The sequence below is a fragment of the Rhodococcus koreensis genome, from assembly GCF_017068375.1.
GTDB lineage: Bacteria > Actinomycetota > Actinomycetes > Mycobacteriales > Mycobacteriaceae > Rhodococcus_F > Rhodococcus_F koreensis.
This window is the reverse complement of the sequence record NZ_CP070610.1, coordinates 714,685-739,546: the sequence shown is the minus strand read 5'-3', so window position 1 is coordinate 739,546 and position 24,862 is coordinate 714,685. Positions and strand designations below refer to the sequence as shown.

Genomic DNA, 24,862 nt, shown 5'->3' with positions numbered 1-24,862 from the left:
AACTGGTCCAAACGGCGGTCGGGTTGTCGATGGCGTGGATGCTCGGCACACACAGCTTTGTTCAGAACGAAACGCACGCCTCCATCTCAAGGTCGCGCCGCGCTCGCCAGCACGTCTTGACAGCCCCTGAAAGGTCAGGCGGCGGTGGCAGAACACACTTTCTGCGGATCCCATTACGACCCGCCACCCCTGCACCAGCCTTCACTACTTGCGTACCACGAGTCCCCTTCGGCGAAGGTTTGACACCGATTACTTGCGCTGATCAGGGCTCCAACGCTGTAGTCCTGCTTTGTGTCCGCCGCTCGGACTCGGTGGTTCCTCCCCAGATCCCATAGGGTTCTCGTGCGGTCAGCGCATGCTGACGACATTGGAGACACACTGGGCAGTGGAGACACAGACTCTTTGCTTGACGTTCTCGCCGAATGCGGTCTCCACGGCCCTCATCGTCTCGCGGGAAGAACAGGCCCGGATCAACGTCTCGGCATTCGGCCTGCAGTTGCCACCCCCAGTGGGTGCGCCGGTTCGGTCGGGGCACCGCCATATCCGGGCGCCCAACTTTTTCGCTATGAACGCCGGGGTGGTTTGCACGGACAACAAAAAGCCGAGCCTGCCGGGAGTGTTCTTCCGCACAACTGGCGGCCCGGGCGCTCTCCACCGCGATCTACTTGATTGCAACAGGGGTCACGGGCGATCCGACTGCTCCGGTGACGAGCAGGGGAGTGGCAGACAGGAAGAACTCGTACACGCCGTCGTCGGCGCAGTCCTGTGCAAGTGCTTCCAGATCCCAGATCTCGCCGAGCGTCATACCCATGTCTCTGATGGTGAGCATGTGGAATAGCAGTACGTGGTTGTCGATTTCCGGGGTTCTGCGTTCGACCGCGATGTTGTCCGCCGCGATTGCAGCGACACGGCGCTCATGAAGCCACTCCGCTACTTTCCAGCTGACCCCGGGGGCCGCCTTCTGCCATGTGGCACCGTCGCGGTGGTCCAGGAAATGTGTCCACCAGCCTGTGCGGATCAACAGGATGTCACCTTCCTCGATGGCGACACCCTGGCTGTCCGCGACCTCGTCAAGAAGATTCGGCTCAATCGCGACGTCGGGGTCGAGTCGCCGCACCCCGCAGTGCCTGGCGACATCGAGGAGTACACCGCGTCCCATTACTCCCCCGCTGGCGCCGAGGTGCTCGATGCCGTTTCGCATCGCACCGGCACTGGTCACCGAAGCTGCCGGATGGTCGTTATAGAGCCGATCGTCGTAGTAGACGTGCGCGAGGCCGTCCCACTGCGTGCCGGATTGCAGCGGCATGACGATGAAGTCGTCGGTGTACCGCATCGGGCCCTTCCAGAGCTCAATGATTTCGGCCTCCTGGGCACCGCCCCCCGTCTTCTGCGTTTCGAGTGCGCGCGACATGTCGGCGTCGCCGCCGTCGAGGGTCATCATGTGGACGGGATTACGCCGAAAGCCGTGGGCGCTCTGGGGCCCGTACGCATCCACAGGTATCGAAAGGTTGAAACGCACTCCGCGACGCGCCAGACGCGCGGCGGATGAGATCTTGTCCTGGGTTATGTAGTTCAGCGTCCCGAGTTGATCGTCTGCTCCCCAGCGTCCCCAGTTGCGGACCCGATCGGCGACCTGGCGCCAGTCGTCGGTCATGATTTCTCCTCGCCCCGGTGGTGAAAGGTCAGTCCAGGCCCTGCTTGAGTTCGGCCATCATCCTGCCGACGAAGGGGGTGATGCCGGGCGGCTGGATGGTCATCCCGGCATCGACGGGCAGCGCGATTCCCGTGACGTACTTGGCTTCTTCAGAGGCTAGGTACAACACGGCATGGGACACGTACTCGGGCTCCATCCAAGGAACGGGAAGAAGATTGAGCGACTCGGCGGGGGTCTTCATGTCGTCGATGGTCGGATCTTCTTTGTCGGGACAGAATCGAGACTTGTTGTACTCGTTGATGAACAACGTTGTGTTGACGTTGGTGGGCAGTACTGCGTTGACCCTGATCCAGTCCTGCGCCAGATCGGCGGCCAGGCACTTGACCAGTCCGATCAGGCCGTGCTTCGCCACCGTGTAGGCGGCGTTGTTGAAAATCGCGACCAGTGACGCAGCCGACCCTGTGACGATGATGGAACCGCCCTCGCCTGTGGCCTTGAGAAGTGGGAGGGTCGCGACGACGGTGCGCCAGACCGCGCTTAAGTTGGTCTCGATGACCGTGTCCCAGATTTCGAGTGACTCTTCGTCGATTCCGTGCGGTAGGCCGATTCCATGGTTGATGACGACCGTGTCGAGCCGGCCGAACTCGTCGGCAGTTCGATCAGCGACTTCCTTCATGCGAGCAGCGTCTCGGGCGTCGGCGACAAAGCTCAGACACCGCACACCCAGTTCGCGCACGAGCTTCTCGGTCTCAGCCAGATCGGACTCATCGGCCAGCGGATAGTGCACACCTTCGATCTGCTTGCAGATGTCGGTGATGACGATGTCGGCACCTTCCTGCGCCAGTCGGAGTGCGTGTGCACGTCCCTGTCCGCGAGCGCCGCCTGTGATTAGCGCGACCTTGCCGTCCATCTTTCCCATGTATTCGCTCCTTCGTGCGAGACGCTGATGTCGACCATCCTGTGGATACGGCCGATCGAACTCCTTCGCGGTTTACGACCGACACGCGAGCAGCGAGAGTTCGAGATGTGGAGCGCCGCCGCCCAAGTGCGAGTAACGCAGTTCACATCTGTGGTCTCATCGTGCCGTCAACCATGATTGCAAGTCCAGCATCGCACATCGATAAATTCATGCGTTCTAATCATGAATATTCGGAGGTCGCTGATTGTGCCAGTGCTCACCGAAGAGGTGGCGCTGTAGGTTGGTCCGCGCCGCTCAGAAGGCCCGTCGACGTCCTGCCGGTTGGCCATCCGTCATCGGGCCCATGCCGCCCCTTCGTTGAGAGGTAGGCCTTGATCTCGGGCTTCATCGAGAACTTCGAGGAAGTGCTGTGCGACCAGCGACAACCGTTGCTTGCTTCGCTGGACGATGTCGAGGTGGCGTTCGACCACGGGATCGACGAGCGGTCTGTGCTCCACCGATCCGGGTGCCATGAGAGGTAGTACCAGCGCAGGGATTGCCGACACCCCCAGTCCCGCCGCTACGAGTCCCCCGACCGTAGCGACGCTGCTGGCCTCTGCAGCGGGCGCGGTGTAGGCGTCCACCTGCGCGAATGCAGCGTCAGCGAGACGACGGGCACTGGAATTCGTCCCGACGGCCAAGAACGACTCCTCTGCGAGTTCGCGCCAGGTCACCTGGTCGTGCGTGGTCAGCGGATGGTTCGCCGGCAGAACGGCGACGAAGCGATCGCGCACCAGCGGGCGGTGTTCCAGCAAACGAGATGGTGATCCGACGGTGCAGATCGCGAAGTCTGCTTCACCAGAAGCGACACGGTCGAGTACCGAGCGCTCAAGACCATCCATGATCTGCACCGACACGTTCGGTCGACGTTGCTTGAACATGCTGATCACCTGCGGAAGGACGACCGCGGCGACCGACGGCATCGTTGCCACCGAGACGGTGCCGGCGCCGCCCAGCATGAACTGCTGGAGCTCGCGCATCCCTGCTCGGTGGGCGTTGATGATCTGCTCCGCGATGCGCAACGCTTCAACGCCTGCCGGAGTCAGAGTGACGTTGCGCGTATCCCGTTCCAGCAGCTGACCGCCGAACGAGCGCTCGAGCTCGGCCACAGTCCTACTCAAGGACGATTGCGAAACGTGCAGCTCTGCGGCTGCCGCCGTGAAGCTGGCGGCCTTGGCGACGGCGGCATAGGCGGCGAGTTGCCGCAGACTGGCGTCCATCACGCCAGCGTATCCAACTAATGCTCTCTGTGCATCGAATAATGTGTGATTGTTGCTAGACGATCAGAGGTTACGGTCCGAGAATGGGTGGTGCGGCCTGCGGCGAGGTGACCCCTCTGTAGGGCCCAGTGCGGAAGCGGCGGATCTCAGTCGCTACCTCGTGGGTCTCGCCGCGCACGTATCGAACAATCGAACACAACAAGATAAGGCGCGCCCGAGACGGGCGACTGGTACGGGACGCTCGCGGCGGGACGGGCCAGCAGACAATTCCTGGTTAGGGGTCGCTGCATCCGCCACCACCTGCGTCCCCGATACCGACGGACTCGACGCCCCTACGATTCGCAGAGGAAACACACATGGCCAAGTACAGCAGAGGTGAAGCCCGACAGTGGGCGAAGGAGTCGCTTGTCGGCTGTTGTGGGTGTGTGACCCCGACGTTCACCGCGGACTTGAGCGATCTCAACGAAGAAGCCATCCGTCACGACATCCGGATGGAGAAGCGCTACGGAATGTCCGCCGTGCTCATTGTCTCCGAGGCCGGTACGACGCTCGAAGAGATGGCGCGGTTCTGCGAGATCGTGGTCGACGAGGCCGGTGATGACCTGATCACCGTGCTTCAAGCATCGCAACCAACCCTCGCCGAAACGGTGGCCTCGGCTGAAGACGCTGCGCGGGTTGGAGTCGATCTGGTCATGCCGTCCTATCCTCTCTACTTCCGCCCCTCGACGTTCGATGAAGTCTTCGATTTCACGAAAGCAGTGGCATCGGCCAGCGAGCTCGGGTTGATTATCTTCGGGATGGACGCTTTCGGGTTCGGTTGTCTGCATCCCTCGGGATTCCCGATCGATCTGCTCGAGCGCATGGTTGAGGAGATCCCACAGGTTTGCGCGATCAAGAACGAGATCGGTGCCCCAGGGGTTGGAGGAATCGCTGCCGTCTTCGAGGCCTTCCGCGACCGTGTTGTGGTGTCAGATCCGCAGGAGCTCAACGCTCCGGCGTGGATCGCGAACTACGGCATGCGGTTCATGGGCACATCCAATTACGAGACGTTCGCCGGTGAGGTTCCACGCATGCTCGGATTGCTTTCCGAGCCTTCGACTTGGGACGAAGGTATGGACCTGTACTGGAAGCTGGCGCCGGTCAGGCAGGCGAACGCCGCAGTCTGTTCGAACTTGACGATGGGGAGCGGTCTCGTGCCGCGGATGCACGCGAAGTACCAGGGATGGCTCGTGGGCTTCAACGGTGGACCGATCCGTCAACCGCACATGCGTATCAGCGCCGCGCAGATGGGCATTCTCAGGCGCGGTGCAGAGGCCTCCGGACTGCCGGTCACCGATGCCGACGACGATCTCTTCTACGTCGGGCGAAATCCGAAGTGAATTTGACAATCTTGCGGGTCGAGCGTCGACTCCCGAGGACGGCAACCCCGTCCGTGACGATGTTGAGGAGGAACCAATGAAGAGGATGGAAGGCAAGGTCGCGCTCATCACGGGCGGCGCCCGTGGCCAGGGGCGTGAACACGCCCGAGAGCTCGCCGCCGAGGGTGCCGACATCATCCTCACCGACATCTGTGAGCAGATTCCGGGTGTGAAGTACCCGATGAGCACGAAGGCCGACCTCGACGAAACAGTTGAGATCGTTCGTGGGCTCGGACAGCGGTGCCTCGGCTATGTCGTCGACGCCCGTGACGGCGCTCGGATGCGACAGGTGATCGATGAGGCCGTGGCGGAGTTGGGACAACTCGACACCGTGGTCATCAACCATGGCATCGCCATACCGCATGAGCCGGACGACCCCGACAGCTATGAACTGTGGGATGCCGTCATCTCGACGAACCTGTCCGGGGTATATCGGACAGCATCGGTAGTCATCCCGCACTTGAAGGAACGCGGCGGTTCGATCATCGTGATCGGTTCGTCGTCCTCGATTGTCGCGCACTACAACAACCCGTCCTACACCGCGTCGAAACACGGCGTGATCGGGTTGGTGAAGGCACTCGCAGCCGATCTTTCGAAGTACTGGATCAGAGTCAATGCGGTCTGCCCGACCGCGGTCTCCACCGACATGTTCATCAACGAATACAACCTGTCGAGGTTCGCTCCCAACGAGCCGAATCCCACGGTCGAGTCCCTCAAGTTCCCTGCCACGGCGCTACACCAGCTGCCGGTTCCGTGGATCGAGCCGGAGGCGGTGGCGAAGGCAGTCCTGTACTTGGCCTCCGACGACGGCAAGTACGTCACCGGCATCTCGCTTCCTGTCGATGCAGGCACGACGACTCAACCCCCGGGCATTACGGCCTTTATCGGACAGCGCATCGCTGAGCTCTCCTGAAGCGTGTCCGCGCTGTAACCCTGCAAAGAAAGGACGGGGTTCTCACAGGGGCCCTTCCGTCAGACGCCCCAGCCGATAAAGGCTGGGGCGTCTGACGGGTTCCGGGTATTTCTGGCGGCTGCGCGATCCACACCTTGGGCTTGGTCGCCTTCCGTAGATCGGTGCTCTCTAGTGTCCCGCGTCAGAAATTCGTGAGATATATTTGGCGAGGGAATCGAGGATCTCCTCGGCGGTCTTGTGCCAGACGAACGGCTTCGGGTCGTCGTTCCAGGTCTTGATCCAGTTGCGAACGTCTTTCTCCAGTGCTGCAACGCTTTTGTGTACACCACGGCGGAGCAGCTGATCGGTCAGGAATGCGAACCATCGCACGACCTGATTGATCCACGAGGGCCCGGTCGGGGTGAAGTGGACGTGAAAACGTGGGTGCTTGGCCAACCAGTCGCCCACTGCCGGCGTCTTGTGGGTGGCCAGGTTGTCGCAGACGAGATGCACGTCCAACTCGTCGGGGACGGCCTTGTCGATCGCGGTGAGGAACTTCTTGAACTCCACGGCCCGGTGACGTCGATGAAGCTCGGAGATCACCGTGCCGTCGGCGATGTTGAACGCCGCGAACAGGCTGGTGACGCCGCTGCGGGCGTAGTCATGACTGCGCCGTTCCGGCATGCCGGGCATCATCGGCAGCACCGGCTGGGAACGGTTCAATGCCTGCATCTGACTCTTCTCGTCCACGCACAGGACTACGGCACGCTCGGGCGGATTATGGTAAAGGCCAACAACATCGACGGCCTTGTCCACGAACTGCGGATCCGTGGAAAGCTTGAAACCATCGGTCAGATGCGGTTTGAGTTCGAACTTGCGCCAGATCCGGCCGATCGTCGACGGTGACAGGCCGGTGCGCTTGGCCATCGAGGTACGCGACCAGTGCGTCGCATTGGCCGGGGAGGTTTCCAGTGTCGCGGTAACCACGTCTTCGACCCGGTCCAGCAAGATCGACGGTGGACGACCCGGTCGAGGTTCGTCGACCAAGCCGTCGAGGCGTCGGTCGACGAAGCGCCCGCGCCATTTGTTGACCGTGTTGGCGGATATCCCCAGGTCTGCCGCGACTTGCTTGTTGGTCATCCCCGGCTCCGCGCAGGCCAACACGATCCGCGACCTCAGCGCCAACGATTGTGGGGTTTTCGCTCGCCGCGACCATCGAACGAGTTGTTCGCGTTCGTTATCGGTCAACATCAACTCAGCCTTCGGGCGTCCGGTTCGAGGCATGCCTCAGGATATCAAGTTAAAGCACGAATTTATGGCGTACGACACCAGGAGGGGATGCGGACAGACCTGTGTGGGATGGTCCGCCTCCGTGGGTGAGTACCACGCCGCCCCGGGGCGAGTGGGCCCCGGGGCAGGTGAATTGCAAATGCGGATAGCGACTCAGCGCAGGTCGACCATCATCTTTCCGGTGTTGACGCCACTGAGCATGTCGATGAAGGCGGCGGGCGCGTTCTCCAGTCCCTGAACGATGGTTTCACGCTCCAGGATCAGTCCCCTGGATCTCCACTCGATCATCTGTGTGCGGAACTCGTCGAAGCGATGGGCGAATATCTGAGCAAGGAACCCGCGCACGGTGAGTGACCTGGCGGTGATGTTGAACAGGTTGTGGGGTCCGGGCGGTGGACCGTCGCTGCTCGAGTACCCGGAGATTGCGCCGCACATGACGATGCGGCCGCCGACGTTCATCTCGTCGAGCGTGGCGGTCAGATGTGTACCCCCCACATTGTCGAAGTACACGTCCACACCGTTGGGGGCCGCCTCGTGCAGTAGATCGGCGACAGGGCCGTCGCGGTAGCAGAATGCTGCATCTGCGCCCAGCGCAGTCCTGCAGTACTCGACCTTCTCGGCGGAGCCGGCACTGGCGATCACCGTGGCGCCCAGTATCTTGGCGATCTGCACCGCCAGGCTTCCCACCGAGCCGGCCGCGCCGGAGACGAACACGATGTCTCCGCGGCGGACCTCGGCCAGGCAGCAGATTCCTGCCCATGCCGTGAGGCCACTGACACCCAGACTGTTGAGGTAGGACGACGGGGGCGTGGTGCTGTCCACGGTGACCTTGAGGGGATCTCGGTATCCGCGGGAACCGGGATCGAGGACGTCGATGTCGCGCCAGCCTTTGAAATGCGTGATGTGGTCTCCCGGTGTGAAGCCGGTATGCCGCGACTCCAGAACTTCGGCGACCGCCCAGCCCTCAAGCGGTGCATTCAGTTGATACGGCGACAGGTATGAGCTGGTGCCGGGGGAGGGGTTCATCCGGATTCGCATCGACGGGTCCACGGACATGAAGGTGTTGCGGACGAGGATCTGTCCCTCTCGCAGTGTCGGCAGCTGCACCTCGGCGAGGGTGAAGTCGCTGGGCTCCGGAATCCCTTTCGGGTAGCTGACCAAACGCACTTCGGTACGCAGACCTGTGCGAAGTGAGTTAGGGGTGGTGTCGGTCATTCGTGTGGTTCCTCTGCAATCCAGCGCCGTGCGTCTTCGAACGGCTATGAGGTGAAGGTGGCGATTCGGTCGAGGGCGTCATCTGCGAGTCGAGCCTTCAGTATCGGGGGGCTGGTGGTCGAGCCGGACCGGTCATCCCGGCATCTCCACATCGGCCAGTTCCGTGCCGGGGCGTATCCGTTTCATACCCAACAGCGCGAAGGCGGCGATGAGCTGGAATACGACCAGCCAGATCCACATGCTGGCGACCACCCCGACGGAGTTGAGGAGCATGGGGCCGGTCAGGCCGGCGAACATGAAGCCGATCATCTGAGCGGCGGTGGCGAAGTTCGTGCCGCTCCCTCGGAGGCGAGTGGGGAAACTCTCGGCCACGAAACCGATGGCCGCCGAGATGTGTGCGACTCCGAAGAAGTAGAACAACGAGTATCCGATGGTCAGCGTGACGAAGGTGCGTCCTTCGGTCGCCATGAAGACCCCGCCGGCAGCTCCGAGGATCAGCCAGATGGCGGCGGCCTCCCGCCGACCGATCCACTCTCCGACCGACGCGCAGGCGAAATAGCCGAACCCTGCCACACCGGTCGCGATGATGTTGGCGAGGTAGAGCTTGTCGAGGCTGACACCGAAGCGCTCGAAGATGGTCGGCATATAGCTCGCCAGTCCACCGAATGCGAGTGTCTGGAACAAGCTCCACACGGTGATGAGGATGGTCGTTCGGCGAAGACCCGGAGCGAACAGGTCGCGGATGCGTCCGCGCTCTTCTTTGGTGGTCTTCGCGGTCATCTCGGTGAAGTGGGCGCTCTCTTTGATCGCTCTGCGGGCCCACAGCATCATGATGATGGGCAGCACACCGCAGGCGAACACCCACCGCCAGCCCAACAGCGGGACGATCGCGAAGGACAGCAGGCCGGCGAAGAAGAACCCCAACGGGTACCCGATCTGCGCCAGGCCGATCAGTCTGCCGCGGAAACGTGCAGGAGCTTCCTCCGCGACGAGGACCTGGCCTGCCATCCACTCTGCCTGGGCGCCCGCCTGAGTGACGCATCGGGCGATGATCAAGATGATGATGCCGGGAGCCCCGGCGGTGAGGACACTGCCGAGAATGGCCGCGAAGAGGCAGAGCTGGTAGACCGGCTTCCGTCCGATCCGGTCCATGAGCGGTCCGGCTGCGAATGTCGCCAGGGCGCCTGCGGCGTAGATGAAGGCGTAGATGACGCCGATCATGTTGTCGCTGATGTCGAACTCTTCGGCGATCAGCGGGTAGTTCACGGCCCACAAGGCCGTGTCCACACTGACCAACGCCCATCCGCCCAGCGACAGCAGCGTCACCTTCCAGGCGTTGCGCGAAATGCTGCTCCACCCGTTGTCGAGAGCTGCGCCCAAGGTTGTCGACGGATCATCCGGCGGTCTCTGCACTTCACCAGGTTGCTGCCGAAGATTCTTGTCGTGCATGTGCATACTCCTTCGGACGTCGGCCGCCCGGCGGCGATCGACTCGAACGATTGAGAACTTGATGGAGGGGCGGTGGCCGGGCCGCTAGAGAGCACAACGGGAGGACCCGGCCACCGTTTGGGTCCGAGCGACAGCGTTTGTGGTCACGTCCCGATCGATCGCGGGACGCGCCGAGTCGGTTCCGCACTTCCCCCGGCAGGTGAGGAAGTTGCCGATGGATCGCGATCGTCGTCGGTGAAGGTGGTCAGATCGATCCCGGTCCGGTCACGGACGGTCGTCCAGGCCAGCAGCGAGATCACCAGCGATCCCAGCGCCAACCACAGGACGGCTCGCGTGCCGACTGCGTCGGCGAGAGCAGTGGCGATCAACGGGGCCGGCGCCGAGAACGCCAGGTTCGCCAGGGTGAACGCGAGCGCCGATCCGGAGAACCGCGACTTCGTCGGGAACTGCTCTGCGAACAGTGCCGGCTGAGCGCCTGTCGCGAACAGGATCGAGCTCATCGTCAGGGCCAACGCAGCGGTGATGGCCACAACGGCCTGTGTCAGCGCGAGGGCGAAGAAGGCGGACACCCCGATCGCGGCTCCCATGAATCCCAGGAGAATGATGCGCTTGCGGCCGACGCGGTCGCTGAGGTAGCCACCGGCGAGGCAGGCAGGGATGGTGAACAGGTTGGCAACGAGCAAGATGATGAAGGTCGTTCTGCTGGTCAATCCACCCTGATGGGTGAGCAGGCTCAAGCCGTACACCGCTGCCAGGTAGTAGCAGAGCGACGGGCCACACCACAGCAACGCGAGTTTGGTGATCAGACCGCCATGGGTCCTGAGAATGCGCAGCCCGCGGCCGGTTTCGTCGTTGCCGCTGGACACCTGAGTGGGCTGCTGCTGCTGCGCGACGAAGGCAGGCGTCTCGGTCAGCTTGAGACGAATGTAGGCGGCGACCGCGACGATCCCAATGCTGGTCAGGAACGGGATACGCCAGCCCCATGATTCCCATTGATGCTCGGTGAGCGCAGCGGTCAACACCACCAGGGTGAGGTTGGCCACGACCTGACTGACCGGGCCCCCGATGCCGACGAATGCACCCAACAGACCTCGGCGGGTTCTGTTGGCGTGTTCCATCGCCATCAACTGGTTTCCGGTGTACTCGCCGCCGAGTGAGAAGCCCTGGAGGAAGCGCAAGCCGACGAGGATCGTGGCGATCGCGATGCCGCCGTGCGTGGGAAGCAGCCCGATGACCGCCGACGCCGTGCCCATCAGCGCCAGGGTGATGTACAGCACCGGGCGCCGGCCGATGCGGTCACCGAGGTGACCGAAGAGGATCGCACCGAAGGGGCGGGCGAGGAAGCCGACCCCGAATGTCGCGAAGGACGCGAGCAACGCGCCGGAGCTTCCGAGATTGCTGAAGAACAAGTCGGGAAACAGCGACGCTGCGAGTGCCCCGTAGATCGCGAAGTCGAAGAACTCCAGCGCGGACCCCGCGGTGCCACTGACCGCAGCGCGCTTCTCCATCTTGTTCATCCGTGCCGGAGGTGATTCTGAGCCTCCGACGGGAATGGGCACGGACATGGGTCCTCCTGTTACTTGGTATCGATGGTGCCAGCGCTCGGTCATCGAACCCGCCGCAGTCGCGGAGCGATCACATCGACAGGCGCTACCTACTGGTGTCAGCGATCAGCCATTGCCTCTGTTTCGCGGGATGACAGGGCGGTGGTCGATCCCGGCTTCGTGCGGGTGTCTTTCGGCCATCTCAACCTCCAGATGTGATCACTCCCACAAAGTATTGGGCCAGCCAACTCGTGCTGTCCAGCATTGATTCGGCATATCGCGATGCGTCCAGAGCATTAATCGCTGGTGTGCTGTCGTTGACGCAGAAGGTCGAGCACGTGGACGGATTTCGGCGAGTCCCGATTAACCACAGGCTCAATTCATGATTAGAACGCATTTATTAATGCACCAGTATTGCTGGACCTGCATTGGATAAAGGCGCGAGAGTGGAGACCGACACCACACCGTGCTGGTGGCCGGCAATCGCCGGGAGTACAGAACAAATCGAGGGAGTTGTTGTGAGTGCGAACGAAGACCTCACCTTTGGACGCGGGCAGCTTCACGGGCTCAAGGTCGTCGAGTTCGCTCACGTAGTGGCGGGCCCGATGGCCGGCTCGTTGCTCGCCGACCAAGGTGCAGACGTGGTTCACGTCGAGCCACCGGGCGTCGGCGACGCTGCCCGGCAGATGGGCCCCAAGCGTGACGAGGTCCCGCTGTGGTTTAAAGTGGCCGGCCGAAACAAGCGCTCGGTGACGCTCGACCTTCATCACGAAGCCGGCCGAAACGTCGCACACCGCCTCGTCGAATGGGCCGACGTCGTCATCGTGACCCTGCGAAACGAGCGTCTCCGTAAATGGCAACTCGACTGGGAATCGATACATCGCATCAACCCGCGGGTGATTCTGCTGCAGATCTCCGGGTACGGAGCGAACACCTCCCTCGCCGACGCGCCAGGTTTCGGAAAGATGGGCGAAGCACGAAGTGGCGTCGTACATCTCACCGGATTTCCCGACGGCCCCCCTGTGCACACCGGGTTCTCCCACGGCGACGCAGTCACCGGACTCATGGGTGCCTACGCGATCATGGCCGCGGCGTACCGCCGCGCCACCGATCCCCACTTCGACGGAGAGTGGATCGACCTGGCGCTGTTCGAGCCGCTGTATCGCCTCGTGGAGTGGCAGATCATCACCCACGACCAGCTGGGAATCGACCCGATGCGCGCAGGCAACCAACTGGCTGTCGCTCCCGCGGCAGTGATCAACAGCTACCAGTCAGCAGACGGTGACTGGATCACCGTGACCTCGGCAACCTTGCGCTCGGTCGTCAACATCGCGCGTCTTCTCGGCTTCGAGGAGACCGAGTTCCAAACTTCCGCCCAACAGCAGGCCGGCAAGGAGCGTCTCGACAAAGGCCTGCGCGAGTGGATTGCCGACCGAACGACGGCCGACACCCTCACAGCATTGTCCGCCGCCGAAGTCGTGGCCTCACGCGTGTTCAGCGCCGCAGACATCGTCGCGGACCCGATCTACGCCGAACGCGAAGACATCATCACCGTCGACGACCCCGAGCTCGGACCGGTACGGATGCAGGCGGCAATCCCGCACTTTCGCCAGAAGCCGGGTGGTGTGTGGCGAACCGGCCCCGCACTCGGCGAGGACAACTCACTGGTCTACAAGGACTGGCTGGGTCTGTCGGAGCAGGAAATTGCCGAGCTGAAACGGCACCGCGTTGTCTAACCAGATCGTCCGTCCGCCGCTCCGGTCGATGCTGTTCGTCCCAGGAACCAAACCCGACTGGCTCGACAAAGCGCGACGGGCCGGAGCAGACGCGGTGATCTTCGACCTCGAAGACGCAGTACCCGAGAACGAAAAGGCCACCGCGCTCAACCAGGTCGCCGACATCGTTCGTGACGCGGGCACACACACCGACCAACCTCGCCTGTTCGTACGGATCAATCCGGTCGACTGCTGGTCGAGTGCCGACGCGATCCGAAGGCTTGTCAGCCCCGGGCTCGCCGGCATCGTCCTTCCCAAGGTCGACACCGACCACGAGGTGCGTGTTGTTGATGCGCTCATCGGATGGTCGGAACAGGAACAACACCTGCCCAGCGGATCGGTCGCTCTGATGCCGGTGCTCGAGACCGCGAAAAGCCTGCGCGACGCCCACGCGATCGCAGCGGCGTCGCAGCGTGTGGCCTACCTCGGAGCCGTCACCGGCGCAGGTGGCGACGTGGCCAGGGCGGTCGGCTTCCGATGGAGTCCGGAGAACACCGAGACCATCGAACTACGAGCCCGCGTGCTGCTCGACGTCCGAGCAGCCGGGTCGCCGAACCCGATCACCGGACTCTGGACGCGCGTCAACGACCTGCCCGGTCTGCGCGCATTCGCCGAACAGAACCGGTCTCTCGGCTACGAGGGCATGGTGGCCATTCACCCGACACACATCCCGGTGATCAACGAAGTCTTCTCCCCCACAACGGACGAACTTGCACGACTGCAGAGGCTGCTGACCACGGTAGAACAAGCACAAGCCGCCGGCAGTGGGGTCGTGGCCTTCGAGGGCGAGATGGTCGACGAGGCCATGGCGGAAACAGCGCGCATGGTCCTGCAACGGTTCGCGCCCACACCCACCGATTGAGCGTCCCGGTAAGGAAATTGATGAAACAGCATGTCAGCGAAGCGACGGTACCGGAGGTGCTCTGGCACCCCACCGCCGTAGCATCGGAGGCCAACCACATGCAGGCCTTCCGTGATTGGCTGGCCGCAGAACGGCAGGTGCACCTGCCCGACTACCAGGCACTGTGGCAATGGTCGGTGACCGACCTGGCCGGGTTCTGGACCGCGGTAGCCGACTTCTTCGAGGTCCGTTTCCACACCCACGCGAGCGACGTGATCGTCGACCAACAGATGCCCGAAACGGTGTGGTTCCGCGGCGCCACCCTCAACTACGCCGAGCACGCCCTGCGGGCCGAGGAAGGCAAACTCGATGACGACCTTGCGGTGATCTTCGAGCGTGAGGACGGCCTCTCGGACGCGATCTCGTACGGCGAGCTGCGCGCACAGGTTGGAGCGGTGCGCGCGGCGCTGGTGGAACTGGGCGTCGGAAAGGGAGACCGAGTAGTCGCGCTCGCACCCAACATCCCACAGACACTAATCGCATTCCTGGCGACCGCCAGCCTAGGTGCGATCTGGTCGTCCTGCTCACCGGACTTCGGGATGAGCGCCGTCCGCGACCGGTTCTCCCAGGTGTCACCGACTGTGCTCATCGCCGTCGACGGCTACCACTACAACGGCAAACAGTTCGACATCCGGCCGACGGTCACCCAGTTGCAGAACGACCTGCCGAGTCTGCGGGCGACGATCGTCGTCGACTACCTCGGTTACGACGACCCGTCCGCGCACAACCGCCCCTGGCGAAGCTGGAACGAGGTACTGGACCGATACGCCGGCTCGCCGGTGCAGTTCGAATCGGTCGCCTTCGACCACCCCCTGTGGATTCTGTATTCGTCGGGAACGACCGGTCTGCCGAAGGCGATCGTGCACGGACACGGCGGGATGCTCCTCGAACATCTCAAGGCCATAGGTCTGCACTGCGACCTCGGGCCGCGTGACCGATTCTTCTGGTTCACCACCACCGGCTGGATGGTGTGGAACTTCTTGGCCAGTGGTCTGCTGGTCGGTTCGACGATCGTTCTCTACGACGGCAGCCCGACCTTCCCGGACTTCACGGTGCTGTGGCGCCTGGCCGAGCGACACCGAGTCAAGTACTTCGGCACCTCCCCCCTGTTCATCGACAGCTGCAGCCGGGAGGGTCTGACGCCTGGCGACCAGTACGACCTGTCCGCCCTACGCACGGTCGGATCAACGGGCGCACCGCTGACCGAACCGGGATTCAGGTGGCTGGCGACAGCGATCGGTGAGAACGTGCAAATCGCCAGCGTCTCAGGCGGCACCGATGTGTGTACCGCCCTGGTCGGTGCGAGTCCCGACGTCCCCGTATGGGTGGGCGAGATCCCATGCGCAACCTTGGGCGCGGCGGTGGCTGTCTACGACGATTCTGGCCGACCGGTCGTGGGCGAAGTCGGTGAGCTCGTCGTGACCAAGCCGATGCCCGCAATGCCGGTGTGCTTCTGGAACGACGCCGACGGAAGCCGACTCAGGGAATCGTACTTCGACACCTATCCAGCAGTCTGGCGCCATGGCGACTCCGCGTTGATGACCGAGCGCGGGACGTTCATCGTGTCCGGCAGGAGCGACTCGACCCTCAACCGCGGCGGGATCCGCATGGGCACCTCCGAGTTCTATCGGATCGTGGAGAGTTACAAGGGAGTTCTCGACTCCCTGGTCATCGACACCTCCTCGGCCGGAACACACGGCGAACTGCTCTGCTTCGTGGTCGTTGCCGACGGCTCCGCACTCACCGACCTCACACCGTCGCTTGCCGCGAACCTACGAAAGCAGCTGTCACCACGCCATGTTCCGGACCGCTTCATCGAAATCGACGAAGTCCCACGCACCCTGAGCGGCAAAAAAATCGAGGTTCCAATCAAGAAGATCCTCAACGGCGCCGACCCGGAAGCAGCAATCAGTCTCGATGCGCTCCGCAACCCACAGTCGCTCTTCCCGTTCGTCGAGGCCGCGGCAGCGCACCGTGCGAAGTGACAGAAGAATCGCCCCCGGTTTGTCGGCCGATCTCGCGTATCGGGACAGGTCTTACACATCAGTACGACTAACTGCCCACGACATCGCCGGAGTCGAGCCCGATCACCCCATACAACGCTGAGCCGACCCGAGGAGGACTGACACCGGTCATCGACACGGCAGACACGAGGAGAACATGGCGATGCGGTCGACCTTCGCTGGACGTGCCTGGTTGGTGTGGGGCATCGGCATGTTCGGTTACATCGTCGCGGTACTGAACCGCACGACACTCGGCGTATCGGGCGTGCACGCCGCCGAGAGGTTCGGCGTTACGGCAGGAGTGCTCTCGACGTTCGTCGTGGTCCAGGTGGTTGTCTACTCGGGCGCCCAGATCCCCGCCGGGGTACTACTCGACCGATACGGACCTCGAATCATGATCGCCACCGGCGGCACGATCATGGCCGGCGGGCAAGCCCTACTGGCCGTCACCGACCAGGTCGGACTGGCGCTGACCGCGCGGGTGCTGGTGGGTCTGGGCGATGCACTCACGTTCATCGCAGTGATCTCGCTGGTCCCTCGATGGTTCTCGCCCCGCCGTGTACCGGTCGTCACCCAGCTGACCGGCATCGGAGGTCAACTCGGGCAGGTCCTGTCCGCGGTACCCTTCCTGGCGCTCCTCGAAGCTCGGGGTTGGACCACCGCCTACCTCAGCGCCGCAGGAGTAGGCGCCCTGGCCGTGGTGCTCACGGTCCTGTGCGTACGCGACAGACTTCCTGGCCCGGAGAATGAGCCCCCGAGGACGACTGTCAGCAACCGGCGGGCGGCGGCTGCACCCGTCAGAGAAGTCTGGAGTCGGCCTGGCACCCGCCTCGCCTTCTTCACCCACATGGGCACCCAGTTCTCGATGAACGCGTTCTCGTTGATGTGGGGCCTCCCTTATCTCATCCTCGGCCAAAATCTCTCCCCACATATGGCCGGCGCACTGATGAGCCTCTCCGTTGTGGTCATGGTGGTGTCCGCTCCCGTCGTGGGAATCGCGACGAGCCGCTATCCCCATCGCCGCCTGCAGATGGCTGTCAGTTACATCGCTCTCCTCGTCGGAACATGGGCAACGGTACTGGCGTTACCGACCACAGCGCCGCTGTGGGCCCTGGTGATCTTGATGGCAGTCATCGGATTGGGAGGACCCGCTGCGGTCATCGCCTTGGACATGGCCCGAACCTCCAACCCGCCTGCAACCTTGGGAACCGCTCAAGCGATCACCAACTTGGGTGGGTATGTCGGCTCGCTGGTCCTTCTCCAGGGCATGGGCGTCGCTATCAACGCGGCAGGCGGCTACTCGTTCGATTCTTTCCGCGTCGCGTGGTCACTACAGGCCGTGCTGTGGGCTGTTGCAATGATCGGAATCGCACGGTGCAGCAGAGTCGTCCAGCGACAAGACCGCGACAAGCTGGCCGCATCGACCGATGCCGAAAACCGGCGTTGGATACAACCAACACCTCTTTAGTCTCAATCCCGTTTACTTATAGAGAGGGCACGGAGTCGCCCGAGAGGGCGACAGGGCGGCGGCCGATGCGGGGTGCGTTCCGGTGATGGGGTGCTTGATGTGGAAGACGGACATCTTGCGTTTGACCACACGGGGTTGATGCGGGGACGTCGGGGAGGCAGGCGTTCGTGGCGGATATCCGTGGTGACACGGCGGTTCGCATCATTCTGGGTTCGAGGGGAAAGCTCGGGTGGCTCGCGGTGGTGCGGCGAGCGGCCCGGAGTGTGCGGGTGAACGCCAACCGGCCGGGATCGTGTCCGGAATCGGTTGCTGCCGAGTGCATCAGGGAGCGATGGGGTAGTGCACGTAGAGGTGGCTGTAGATCTCCTGGATCTCCGTCGGGGGTTTTCGACCGCATAACCACCCCCGGCCGCGCTGGTGGGGTCTTGAGTTCGTCGAACGCGGTCTCGATCTCCCACCGCTGTGAATACAGCCCGGCCAACTCGGCGGCGGGCGCGGCCTCCGGGTCGGTGATCGTGGTCAGCAGCCGGTACGTCGTCGGCTCGCCCGAGGATATGGGCTCGCCGTCTTCGCCCCATCACGTCGAGGGTGTACTCGATCACTCGGACGACGATGCCGTCGGTGCGGCTGCGGTGCGCCTTCGTTCCCGGGTACACGTCGGATGCGAAAGATTCCTCCGGATAGCGCGTTTCGACAGGAAGCACCGCCCGGCCTCATCCGCCACAGCAGATCGGCAGCGGTGTCGGCGCACATCTGCCACAGCCGGTATCTGAAGAATCCGCGGTCGGCAAGCAGCAGCATCCCCGACCGCACGATCGATTCGGTCAGGGTCCGCTTGCCCTGCGTGTACGTTCCCAACGCGGCGTCGACGATCGCATGCGAGCCGCACTCGGCCAACCCCAGCACCCGTACCTGAGGAAACGCCCCACCCCGGCCGCCGCCGCGCGAGAACGGCGGCCGGCCGAAATACTCGACGTTCGCCTCGGCGTCCGGCACATCCAACGTCAAACCATCGATACTCATCAGTTGCCACGACTGGTAGAAACCGCCCGGAACCTGCGGATCGGCCAGCGGGGCCGCGATCGTCTCGTACAGCATGCGCAGCGGCACCGAACCTAGACGCTTGCGGGCCTTGGAACAGCGCAGCCTTCGTCGGAATCGACCACTGACGCGACCAGCCCGAGGCCCACTCGCGTCCCGTGCCCCATCACAGGGTGATCACGCCTAGCGTTAGCGCTGCAATTGTCATCACGACCGTGGTGCCGAAGGCCCAACCGAAGATGTATCGCTGGTGGCGGCCTAGCTCAACGTCGCTGAGGCCGAGGAGGATGAACGTCGCGGCTGCGAACGGGCTTATCGGGAACCCGGTCGTGCCCATGCCGAGTAGTGCAGCACGACCGATCTCGGCTGGATCGCCGCCGAAGGATGCGGTGGTCTCCGCTAGAATCGGTACCACTCCGAAGTAGTAAGCGTCAGGGGTCATTACGAGAGTGAGCGGCATTGCCGTAAGCGCGGTGATGACTGGCAGCAGCGACGCTGCGGAGTCGGGAACCCACGACACGAGTGTCTGGGCAATCGCATCGATCATGCCCGATCCTGTCATGATGCCGGTCAGTACGCCGGCTGCTAACACCATCAGCACGACCATCGTGACGTTGCCGCCGTGTCGTTTCATCAGGTCCTGTTGAGCGGACCAGGACGGCATGTTCACGATCAGGGCCAGCGCGAAAGCGATCGCGAAGGCAACCTGGAGTGGCACCAGCTGCAGGAGCAGGATGACGACCAGCACGAGGGTCAGAATCACGTTGAACGCCTGTGCAGCGCGACCGACGGGAATGCGCGGCCCGGCTATGGTTTCGGTCTCCGGCGCGCGCATAGCTCCCGGGCCTTCCGGCCTGGCGTTGATTGTCGGTTCGTCGAGTGTGAGGGTTCCGATCCGGCGGGCTTCCCGCCGTCCCAGGAACCACGCCACCGCGATCACCCAGAGCGCACCAACCGCCATAGGTCCCAGCAGCGGGATGAAAATGTCCCCGCTGGTCATGTCCAGCGCTGCCATTGCGCGGGCGGTCGGTCCGCCCCACGGGATGATGTTCATCAATCCAGCGGCTAGGGCGACAATCCCGGTGAGTACGACCGGTCGCATCCCGATCCGCCGATAGATCGGCAGGAGCGCGGTCACCGTTATGAGGAACGTCGAGGTCCCGTCGCCGTCCAACGCGACGAGCAGTGTAATCAGGGCGGTCCCGACTGCGAGCTTGGCGGGACTTCCTCCTGCCCATCGCAGCACCCGCCGGATGACCGGGTCGAAGAGTCCGACGTCGACCATGAGACTGAAATAGAGGATCGCGAAAGCGATCATGATCGCCACGGGCGCGACCTTGATCATGCCTTCGCTGATCATCTCGCCGAGATCGCCAGTCCAGCCGCCGATAACGGCCGCCCCAATCGGGATGAGAATGAGTGCAACGGGCACCGAGAACCGACGCGTAAACGTCGTCAACCCCAAAAATGCCAAGATAGTGGCGAAGCCCAGCACAGCAGCCAAGATGAAGCCCTTCTCTGCGGATACATCGGTGAAGGATGCCGAGCTGGCGGCTCCCCGGCACACCCTGCGAACAGCGCCACTCTTGTGGTGGCAATCACAAAGTATTCGGGTTGCGACCTATGAAGGTCCAACATCAAAAATGCATAAAATCATGCCTTTTTGTTATGTGTTATCGACGTGGTCGATGGCCTGACCAGACGGGCAAGCGGTTAGTCACCTGCGATACGACCTGACCAGCGGCCCCGCGCTCACGCTGTCCGCAGTTGCCGACACCCTCAGAGGCGGCCGATCGCCGAACCACCTCCTATCGCGAGTCAGTCAACGAGGCGTATGGGCGAGAAGTGGCCTGCGCCGCAATGGCAATGCGACGCATGGGTGAGGCCACGGCGAGCAGATTCTTGTCGGTTTCGATCGCGATAGGGGTGGGTGCCGGGTACGCTTCCGCTCTCGGCGATTACCTCCAGCAGCACGGTCAATCCCGCCGTGCCGGTGTCGATGCGTTCGATCCCGGCGTCCCTCTCGGCCGCGATGCGCGGCGCCCCGGTGCCGTCTGAGTCGGCATGGATCCCACGGATCCGCTCGGCCAGTTCCTCGTCGGCGCGGCCGCGTGCGGCGCGGGAGGCCCGCCACCGGTAGAACCCGAATCGGGAGACCTCGAGGAGCTGGCACGGCCACTTCACCGGAACGGTGTCACAGTGGTCGTCAACGAACTGGAAGCGGCTCACCAATTCGTCACGCCCGCGAAATACTTCGCGGCTCTGCGCAGGATCTCCCGCTCGGTCTCGAGCTTCCGGACCTGGGCCCTGAGCTGCGTGATCTCTTCCTCAAGCACGGACTCGGGGAGGCCGCGCGCCGGCTCACCACGCTTGACAACACCAACATCATGTCCGGACGGCACGGATTGCTCGACCTCGACAGCGTCATCCCGCCCTACGAGATGCGTTTGTGAGACCCGGGTTTGGTCACCGCCGACACCGTCTACGAGCAGGCCGCCACACAGGGCTTGCTCGATGCCGAGGACGTGATCGTCCTCGAATATCCATGGTCAGGGAGGGGCGAAGGAATGTTGACCCGGTGCACACGACGGTGGTCGGCAGCGCCGGACCGACGGTCGGTCACCGGCGGTGCGGATCCTTCCGAAGGTCGAGGACGGGAGGTGCATGGGCTGGTGCGTCACAGGTACTCGAGCACGGGAAAGAGAGCGATCGCGGACACGGTGATCCCCGCGACTCCGGCGACGACTCCGAGCAACGCCCGCAGCGAGGCTGGCTCATCGTCCGCCATGCCCGACCGAGATGTGGCGAGAGCACCGCACACCACCGCGCTCACGCCCAGGACGAACCCGAGTCCGAACACCCAGAACGACGCGATGGACAATGCCCCCAGGGCGAATGACACTGAGGGCAACCGTGATCCCCCGCGCGGCGATCGCGGTCGTCCGCGGGCGGCGGAACTCGCGTCGCCAGTGACACCTGATTGGCGCGGGGTAGCGGCGGTCAGGTTCCTCCTCCAGTGCGTCGGCGGGTTGCCCGGACGTCGGTGCCACGGAATCGGATGTGCCAATCGTTCGAGGGCCACCCTCCAATCACTGCTCCGACGCGGGCAGCAGCTATTGCGCTGCACTTGGACCAGCGACTGTGTGGGCCCAGCGGTTTCTCGCTGGCCCGCGTCATCGACTACCGAGAATTTAGCACTCTCGTTGGTGGAGTGCTAATGATTTGTCGGTGGGCGTGCCACCAAGGGGCATTATTGCGGTGACCAGGTTGACGAAGGGCCGGTCATACTTCCATTTCCCCCCCCGGGAGGGGCGGTGCTGCTGAAGGACAAGGGGGCTACCGAGGGTAGCCCCCTTGTAATCGTCACCGCGCTACGTTTGCGAGGCGATCGGCAGTTCGTCGCTCTGCCGCTCGTTCAACATCGACTCGGTGCTGTCGGAGTATCGCCGAACGGTGCGGGCGAGGATTAAGACTGTGGCGCTGACGGCAGCGGCCACCACCAGGTAGAGGGTGAGGTACCAAGGTTGCTCGTGGTTCCAGGCGATCATGATGAGACCGAGCGCGGGCAGCGTCGCGCCGAACAGGGCTCCCGCGGTCTGGTAGCCGAGCGACAAACCGGTGTAACGGACACTGGTGGGGAAGAGTTCGGCGAAGTAGCTCGCTTGGGCTCCATATACGCTGGCGTGCACCACGCCCAGTGCGACGACCAGCCCGAGGATGAGCAGGGGCACGGAGCCCTCTCGGACGATCAGGAAGAATGGGAACGCCCATACCGCCATCCCCACCAGTCCCGCGATGTAAACGGGGCGTTGACCGTAGCGGTCCGCGAGAGACCCGAACCACGGGATCGTCAAGGTTTCGACCACAGCGCCGATGGTCACAGCGAGCAGAAGCGCACTGCGTGAGTAGCCGGCGTAGGTCGTTGCGTAGGACAGGATCAGTACTGTCATCGTGTACCCCCAGATGTTGGGGGCCATATGCGCGCCGACCACGACGAGTACTTGGCGCCAATGCGACCGGAGAACGTCGATCACCGGCGGGCGCTGCGGTTTCCCGGCATCGGCGACACGCAAGTACTCGGGGCTCTCGGTTACGCGCATCCGGATGGCGAGCCCGATCAGTACGGGGATGAAACTGATCAGAAATGGGATCCGCCAGCCCCACGTCATCAGCTGGTCCTGGGGGAGAAGGGTGATCGGGTAGAAGACTGCGGTTCCGAGGACCAACCCGAAAATGACGCCGGCGTTCGGGATGCTCGCGTTGCGGGCGCGGTGGTTGGGATCGGAGTGTTCCAGGGCCATCACCACTGCACCGCCGTACTCGGCGCCCGCCGCGAGTCCCTGAAGGATGCGACACAGCACGAGCAGTATCGGGGCTGCGGCGCCGATCATCGCAGCGGTTGGCAAGAAGCCAACGGCTGTTGTCGAAATTCCCATCAGCACCAGGGACAGAACGAGCATCCCTTTCCGTCCGACTCGATCGCCGAAATGCCCGGCGACGAGGCCGCCGAGGGGCCGGCCGATCCACCCTGTTGCCAGGGTGGCAAAGCTCAAGATCGTGGCGGTCGCGGTGTCGAGGTCGGGGAAGAATACCTTGCCGAAAATCAACGCAGCGGCGTTGCCGTAGATGTAGAAGTCGTAAAATTCCACCGCCGTGCCGACGAAGGTCGCTGCTGCAACTCGTCGTGGCTGTCGCCGGGTTTGGGACGTGGGTACCGTCATTGGCGTCTCCTTCGTCTCCATTATTGGAGCCGATCTGGTGAGCGTTCATTGAAGCGGTAGCCGCGCCTGTATGTCAATGGATCGGAGCCGGATTGCCGGCAATCGGCAATGATTCGTGCGGCGGCAAGATGAACAGGCCATTTGGGGAGCGTGATGCCACCGATCGCGTGGCACTGTCGTTGTCTCGGCATTTTTGACGGTTAGCGTTCCGGGTGTAACAGTGGGTGCATGGGCGCCAGAGTCGCAGCCAATGAGCCGGTGTGCGTCGGGAGGGCTCGCGCTTCTCCAGGTACGCGCCCTGACAACGCGGGTTCGTTGCTAGACACCACGGAGGTGGCTATATGAGGGATCGCCAGGCGTCGGGCGAGGGGGCAGTGCTACGCGCGGCAGCCAGCATCCGCGAGTTGGTTATGCGCCGTGAGTTACTCCCGGGCCAGCAACTGCGCCAGGAGGACCTTGCTCAGCAGATCGGTATTAGTCGAGGGCCCATTCGTGAGGCCTTGCAGATCCTGGGCGTTGATGGTGTGGTCGAGTACGAACGCAACCGGGGATACTTCGTGGCTCAGTTCAGCGCGGATGAGATGAGCCAGCTGTACCTGGTGCGTGATCTACTTGAGTCCGCAGTGCTCGTGGAGTTATCCGCGCCGAATGACGACGAGTTGGACAGACTCGTGGAAATCAACGAGGCACTCCGGGGTGCGGGTACCGATGTTGACGTGATGATGCGACATAACGACCGCTTCCATGGCGGAATCCTTGAGCTGTCCCCTCAGCGGTTGGTGGTAGCCGAGATTCAGCGGATCTGGCGAATGTCCGTGGCTTATCGCGCGTTGTCACTCAGTGTGCTTCCTGACGCTGCCGCTGTCGCCAAGGAACATGACGAGATGATCGACGCCCTTTGTGTCGGCGATGGCGCTCGTCTAGTCGCGCTCTGGGGATCACACCGCCAGGTCGCTCTGAATCGGCTTCTGCCGATTCTGCGCTGACGGCGCTCGACGACTTGGTTGATTTCAAGTCTGCGTGTATCGGCAAAGCGAACTGTTATCGGACGAGCGTGGGTGGGGTAGATCTCGGAGCCGTTGAGCACCACGGACAGGTCGGCTGCGTGATTGCATACGGCGCGTGCCGGAGGTGCTCCGCCTGCGGTGGACAGTTTTGACCTGCACCGTCGGGGGGCCGGACCCTGCCCCTCTCTCGGACGCGGCCGGGATGATCGACTGGGGCAGTGTCGGTGAACTCGCCAATCACACGTGCTCGGCCGGCACGCCCTGAACATCACCTGCCAGGACGTCGACGAATTGTTCATCGTGAGG

At 63.2% G+C, this 24,862-nt stretch carries 20 protein-coding genes and 1 pseudogene; 7 read left to right on the top strand and 14 right to left on the bottom strand.

Translation table 11 applies throughout. The features are described from left to right. Positions 1-262: 262 nt before the first annotated feature. The 4 genes from JWS14_RS44375 to JWS14_RS44360 all read right to left on the bottom strand — a co-directional run bounded on the left by JWS14_RS44375 (position 263) and on the right by JWS14_RS44360 (position 3,832). Positions 263-541, bottom strand: coding sequence for a WhiB family transcriptional regulator (locus JWS14_RS44375; RefSeq protein ID WP_206016959.1), 279 nt, complete (start codon positions 539-541; stop codon positions 263-265). A 120-nt stretch (positions 542-661) separates the two neighbouring features. Then, a complete protein-coding gene (locus JWS14_RS44370; RefSeq protein ID WP_206016638.1) occupies positions 662-1,654 on the bottom strand; it encodes a cyclase family protein in 993 nt (330 codons plus the stop codon). 28 nt (positions 1,655-1,682) lie between these two features. After that, complete coding sequence (locus JWS14_RS44365; protein WP_206016637.1) at positions 1,683-2,573, bottom strand: mycofactocin-coupled SDR family oxidoreductase; 891 nt, start codon at positions 2,571-2,573, stop codon at positions 1,683-1,685. A gap of 332 nt (positions 2,574-2,905) precedes the next feature. Next, positions 2,906-3,832: a LysR family transcriptional regulator gene (locus JWS14_RS44360; RefSeq protein WP_206016636.1), complete on the bottom strand. Its 927-nt coding sequence runs from the start codon at positions 3,830-3,832 to the stop codon at positions 2,906-2,908. 356 nt (positions 3,833-4,188) lie between these two features. Here JWS14_RS44360 and JWS14_RS44355 point away from each other — a divergent pair, with 356 nt between their 5' ends. After that, positions 4,189-5,211, top strand: coding sequence for a dihydrodipicolinate synthase family protein (locus JWS14_RS44355; RefSeq protein ID WP_206016635.1), 1,023 nt, complete (start codon positions 4,189-4,191; stop codon positions 5,209-5,211). Positions 5,212-5,287: 76 nt separating this feature from the next. Next, a complete protein-coding gene (locus JWS14_RS44350) occupies positions 5,288-6,163 on the top strand; it encodes a mycofactocin-coupled SDR family oxidoreductase (RefSeq protein WP_206016634.1) in 876 nt (291 codons plus the stop codon). 168 nt (positions 6,164-6,331) lie between these two features. On the opposite strand, the gene JWS14_RS44345 is transcribed toward JWS14_RS44350, so the two are convergent. The 4 genes from JWS14_RS44345 to JWS14_RS44330 form a co-directional block, all read right to left on the bottom strand. Continuing rightward, positions 6,332-7,426, bottom strand: coding sequence for an IS630 family transposase (locus JWS14_RS44345; protein WP_206016633.1), 1,095 nt, complete (start codon positions 7,424-7,426; stop codon positions 6,332-6,334). Positions 7,427-7,585: 159 nt separating this feature from the next. Next, positions 7,586-8,647, bottom strand: coding sequence for an NADP-dependent oxidoreductase (locus tag JWS14_RS44340; protein WP_206016632.1), 1,062 nt, complete (start codon positions 8,645-8,647; stop codon positions 7,586-7,588). A gap of 132 nt (positions 8,648-8,779) precedes the next feature. Then, positions 8,780-10,096, bottom strand: coding sequence for an MFS transporter (locus JWS14_RS44335; protein WP_206016631.1), 1,317 nt, complete (start codon positions 10,094-10,096; stop codon positions 8,780-8,782). Between the two features lie 143 nt (positions 10,097-10,239). After that, on the bottom strand, positions 10,240-11,661 hold the full coding sequence (locus JWS14_RS44330) for an MFS transporter (RefSeq protein ID WP_206016630.1): 1,422 nt from the start codon (positions 11,659-11,661) through the stop codon (positions 10,240-10,242). A gap of 497 nt (positions 11,662-12,158) precedes the next feature. Between JWS14_RS44330 and JWS14_RS44325 the strand changes: the two genes are divergently transcribed. The 4 genes from JWS14_RS44325 to JWS14_RS44310 all read left to right on the top strand — a co-directional run bounded on the left by JWS14_RS44325 (position 12,159) and on the right by JWS14_RS44310 (position 17,787). Then, positions 12,159-13,376 carry a CaiB/BaiF CoA transferase family protein gene (locus JWS14_RS44325; RefSeq protein ID WP_206016629.1) on the top strand — a complete coding sequence of 406 codons (1,218 nt, stop codon included), beginning with the start codon at positions 12,159-12,161 and terminating at the stop codon, positions 13,374-13,376. 28 nt (positions 13,377-13,404) lie between these two features. After that, positions 13,405-14,277 carry an HpcH/HpaI aldolase/citrate lyase family protein gene (locus JWS14_RS44320; RefSeq protein ID WP_206016628.1) on the top strand — a complete coding sequence of 291 codons (873 nt, stop codon included), beginning with the start codon at positions 13,405-13,407 and terminating at the stop codon, positions 14,275-14,277. Between the two features lie 20 nt (positions 14,278-14,297). After that, entirely contained in the window at positions 14,298-16,301 is a 2,004-nt protein-coding gene (locus JWS14_RS44315) for an acetoacetate--CoA ligase (protein ID WP_206016627.1), read from the top strand. 181 nt (positions 16,302-16,482) lie between these two features. Beyond that, entirely contained in the window at positions 16,483-17,787 is a 1,305-nt protein-coding gene (locus tag JWS14_RS44310) for an MFS transporter (RefSeq protein WP_206016626.1), read from the top strand. A 16-nt stretch (positions 17,788-17,803) separates the two neighbouring features. On the opposite strand, the gene JWS14_RS52025 is transcribed toward JWS14_RS44310, so the two are convergent. The 6 genes and pseudogenes from JWS14_RS52025 to JWS14_RS44280 form a co-directional block, all read right to left on the bottom strand. Then, positions 17,804-18,268, bottom strand: coding sequence for a hypothetical protein (locus JWS14_RS52025; protein ID WP_420855167.1), 465 nt, complete (start codon positions 18,266-18,268; stop codon positions 17,804-17,806). 38 nt (positions 18,269-18,306) lie between these two features. Continuing rightward, positions 18,307-18,885, bottom strand: coding sequence for a hypothetical protein (locus JWS14_RS44300; RefSeq protein ID WP_206016625.1), 579 nt, complete (start codon positions 18,883-18,885; stop codon positions 18,307-18,309). A 109-nt stretch (positions 18,886-18,994) separates the two neighbouring features. After that, on the bottom strand, positions 18,995-20,332 hold the full coding sequence (locus JWS14_RS44295; protein ID WP_206016624.1) for a CitMHS family transporter: 1,338 nt from the start codon (positions 20,330-20,332) through the stop codon (positions 18,995-18,997). A 500-nt stretch (positions 20,333-20,832) separates the two neighbouring features. Next, positions 20,833-21,170, bottom strand: a pseudogene (locus tag JWS14_RS44290) (IS3-like element ISRhosp5 family transposase); the annotation flags it as partial. Positions 21,171-21,505: 335 nt separating this feature from the next. After that, complete coding sequence (locus tag JWS14_RS44285) at positions 21,506-21,730, bottom strand: hypothetical protein (protein ID WP_206016623.1); 225 nt, start codon at positions 21,728-21,730, stop codon at positions 21,506-21,508. A gap of 469 nt (positions 21,731-22,199) precedes the next feature. Next, positions 22,200-23,549, bottom strand: coding sequence for an MFS transporter (locus JWS14_RS44280; RefSeq protein ID WP_206016622.1), 1,350 nt, complete (start codon positions 23,547-23,549; stop codon positions 22,200-22,202). A gap of 341 nt (positions 23,550-23,890) precedes the next feature. Here JWS14_RS44280 and JWS14_RS44275 point away from each other — a divergent pair, with 341 nt between their 5' ends. Then, complete coding sequence (locus tag JWS14_RS44275; RefSeq protein ID WP_105416557.1) at positions 23,891-24,535, top strand: GntR family transcriptional regulator; 645 nt, start codon at positions 23,891-23,893, stop codon at positions 24,533-24,535. Positions 24,536-24,862 lie beyond the last annotated feature (327 nt).

Coding starts and splice junctions, on each gene's coding strand:
- JWS14_RS44350 (WP_206016634.1), top strand. CDS start 5,288: ATGAAGAGGATGGAAGGCAAGGTCGCGCTCATCACGGGCGGCGCCCGT.
- JWS14_RS44330 (WP_206016630.1), bottom strand. CDS start 11,661: ATGTCCGTGCCCATTCCCGTCGGAGGCTCAGAATCACCTCCGGCACGG.
- JWS14_RS44300 (WP_206016625.1), bottom strand. CDS start 18,885: ATGCTGTACGAGACGATCGCGGCCCCGCTGGCCGATCCGCAGGTTCCG.
- JWS14_RS44280 (WP_206016622.1), bottom strand. CDS start 23,549: ATGACGGTACCCACGTCCCAAACCCGGCGACAGCCACGACGAGTTGCA.
- JWS14_RS44355 (WP_206016635.1), top strand. CDS start 4,189: ATGGCCAAGTACAGCAGAGGTGAAGCCCGACAGTGGGCGAAGGAGTCG.
- JWS14_RS44360 (WP_206016636.1), bottom strand. CDS start 3,832: ATGGACGCCAGTCTGCGGCAACTCGCCGCCTATGCCGCCGTCGCCAAG.
- JWS14_RS44335 (WP_206016631.1), bottom strand. CDS start 10,096: ATGCACGACAAGAATCTTCGGCAGCAACCTGGTGAAGTGCAGAGACCG.
- JWS14_RS44310 (WP_206016626.1), top strand. CDS start 16,483: ATGCGGTCGACCTTCGCTGGACGTGCCTGGTTGGTGTGGGGCATCGGC.
- JWS14_RS44320 (WP_206016628.1), top strand. CDS start 13,405: ATGCTGTTCGTCCCAGGAACCAAACCCGACTGGCTCGACAAAGCGCGA.
- JWS14_RS44315 (WP_206016627.1), top strand. CDS start 14,298: ATGAAACAGCATGTCAGCGAAGCGACGGTACCGGAGGTGCTCTGGCAC.
- JWS14_RS44275 (WP_105416557.1), top strand. CDS start 23,891: ATGAGGGATCGCCAGGCGTCGGGCGAGGGGGCAGTGCTACGCGCGGCA.
- JWS14_RS44345 (WP_206016633.1), bottom strand. CDS start 7,426: ATGCCTCGAACCGGACGCCCGAAGGCTGAGTTGATGTTGACCGATAAC.
- JWS14_RS44375 (WP_206016959.1), bottom strand. CDS start 541: ATGGCGGTGCCCCGACCGAACCGGCGCACCCACTGGGGGTGGCAACTG.
- JWS14_RS44340 (WP_206016632.1), bottom strand. CDS start 8,647: ATGACCGACACCACCCCTAACTCACTTCGCACAGGTCTGCGTACCGAA.
- JWS14_RS44370 (WP_206016638.1), bottom strand. CDS start 1,654: ATGACCGACGACTGGCGCCAGGTCGCCGATCGGGTCCGCAACTGGGGA.
- JWS14_RS44365 (WP_206016637.1), bottom strand. CDS start 2,573: ATGGGAAAGATGGACGGCAAGGTCGCGCTAATCACAGGCGGCGCTCGC.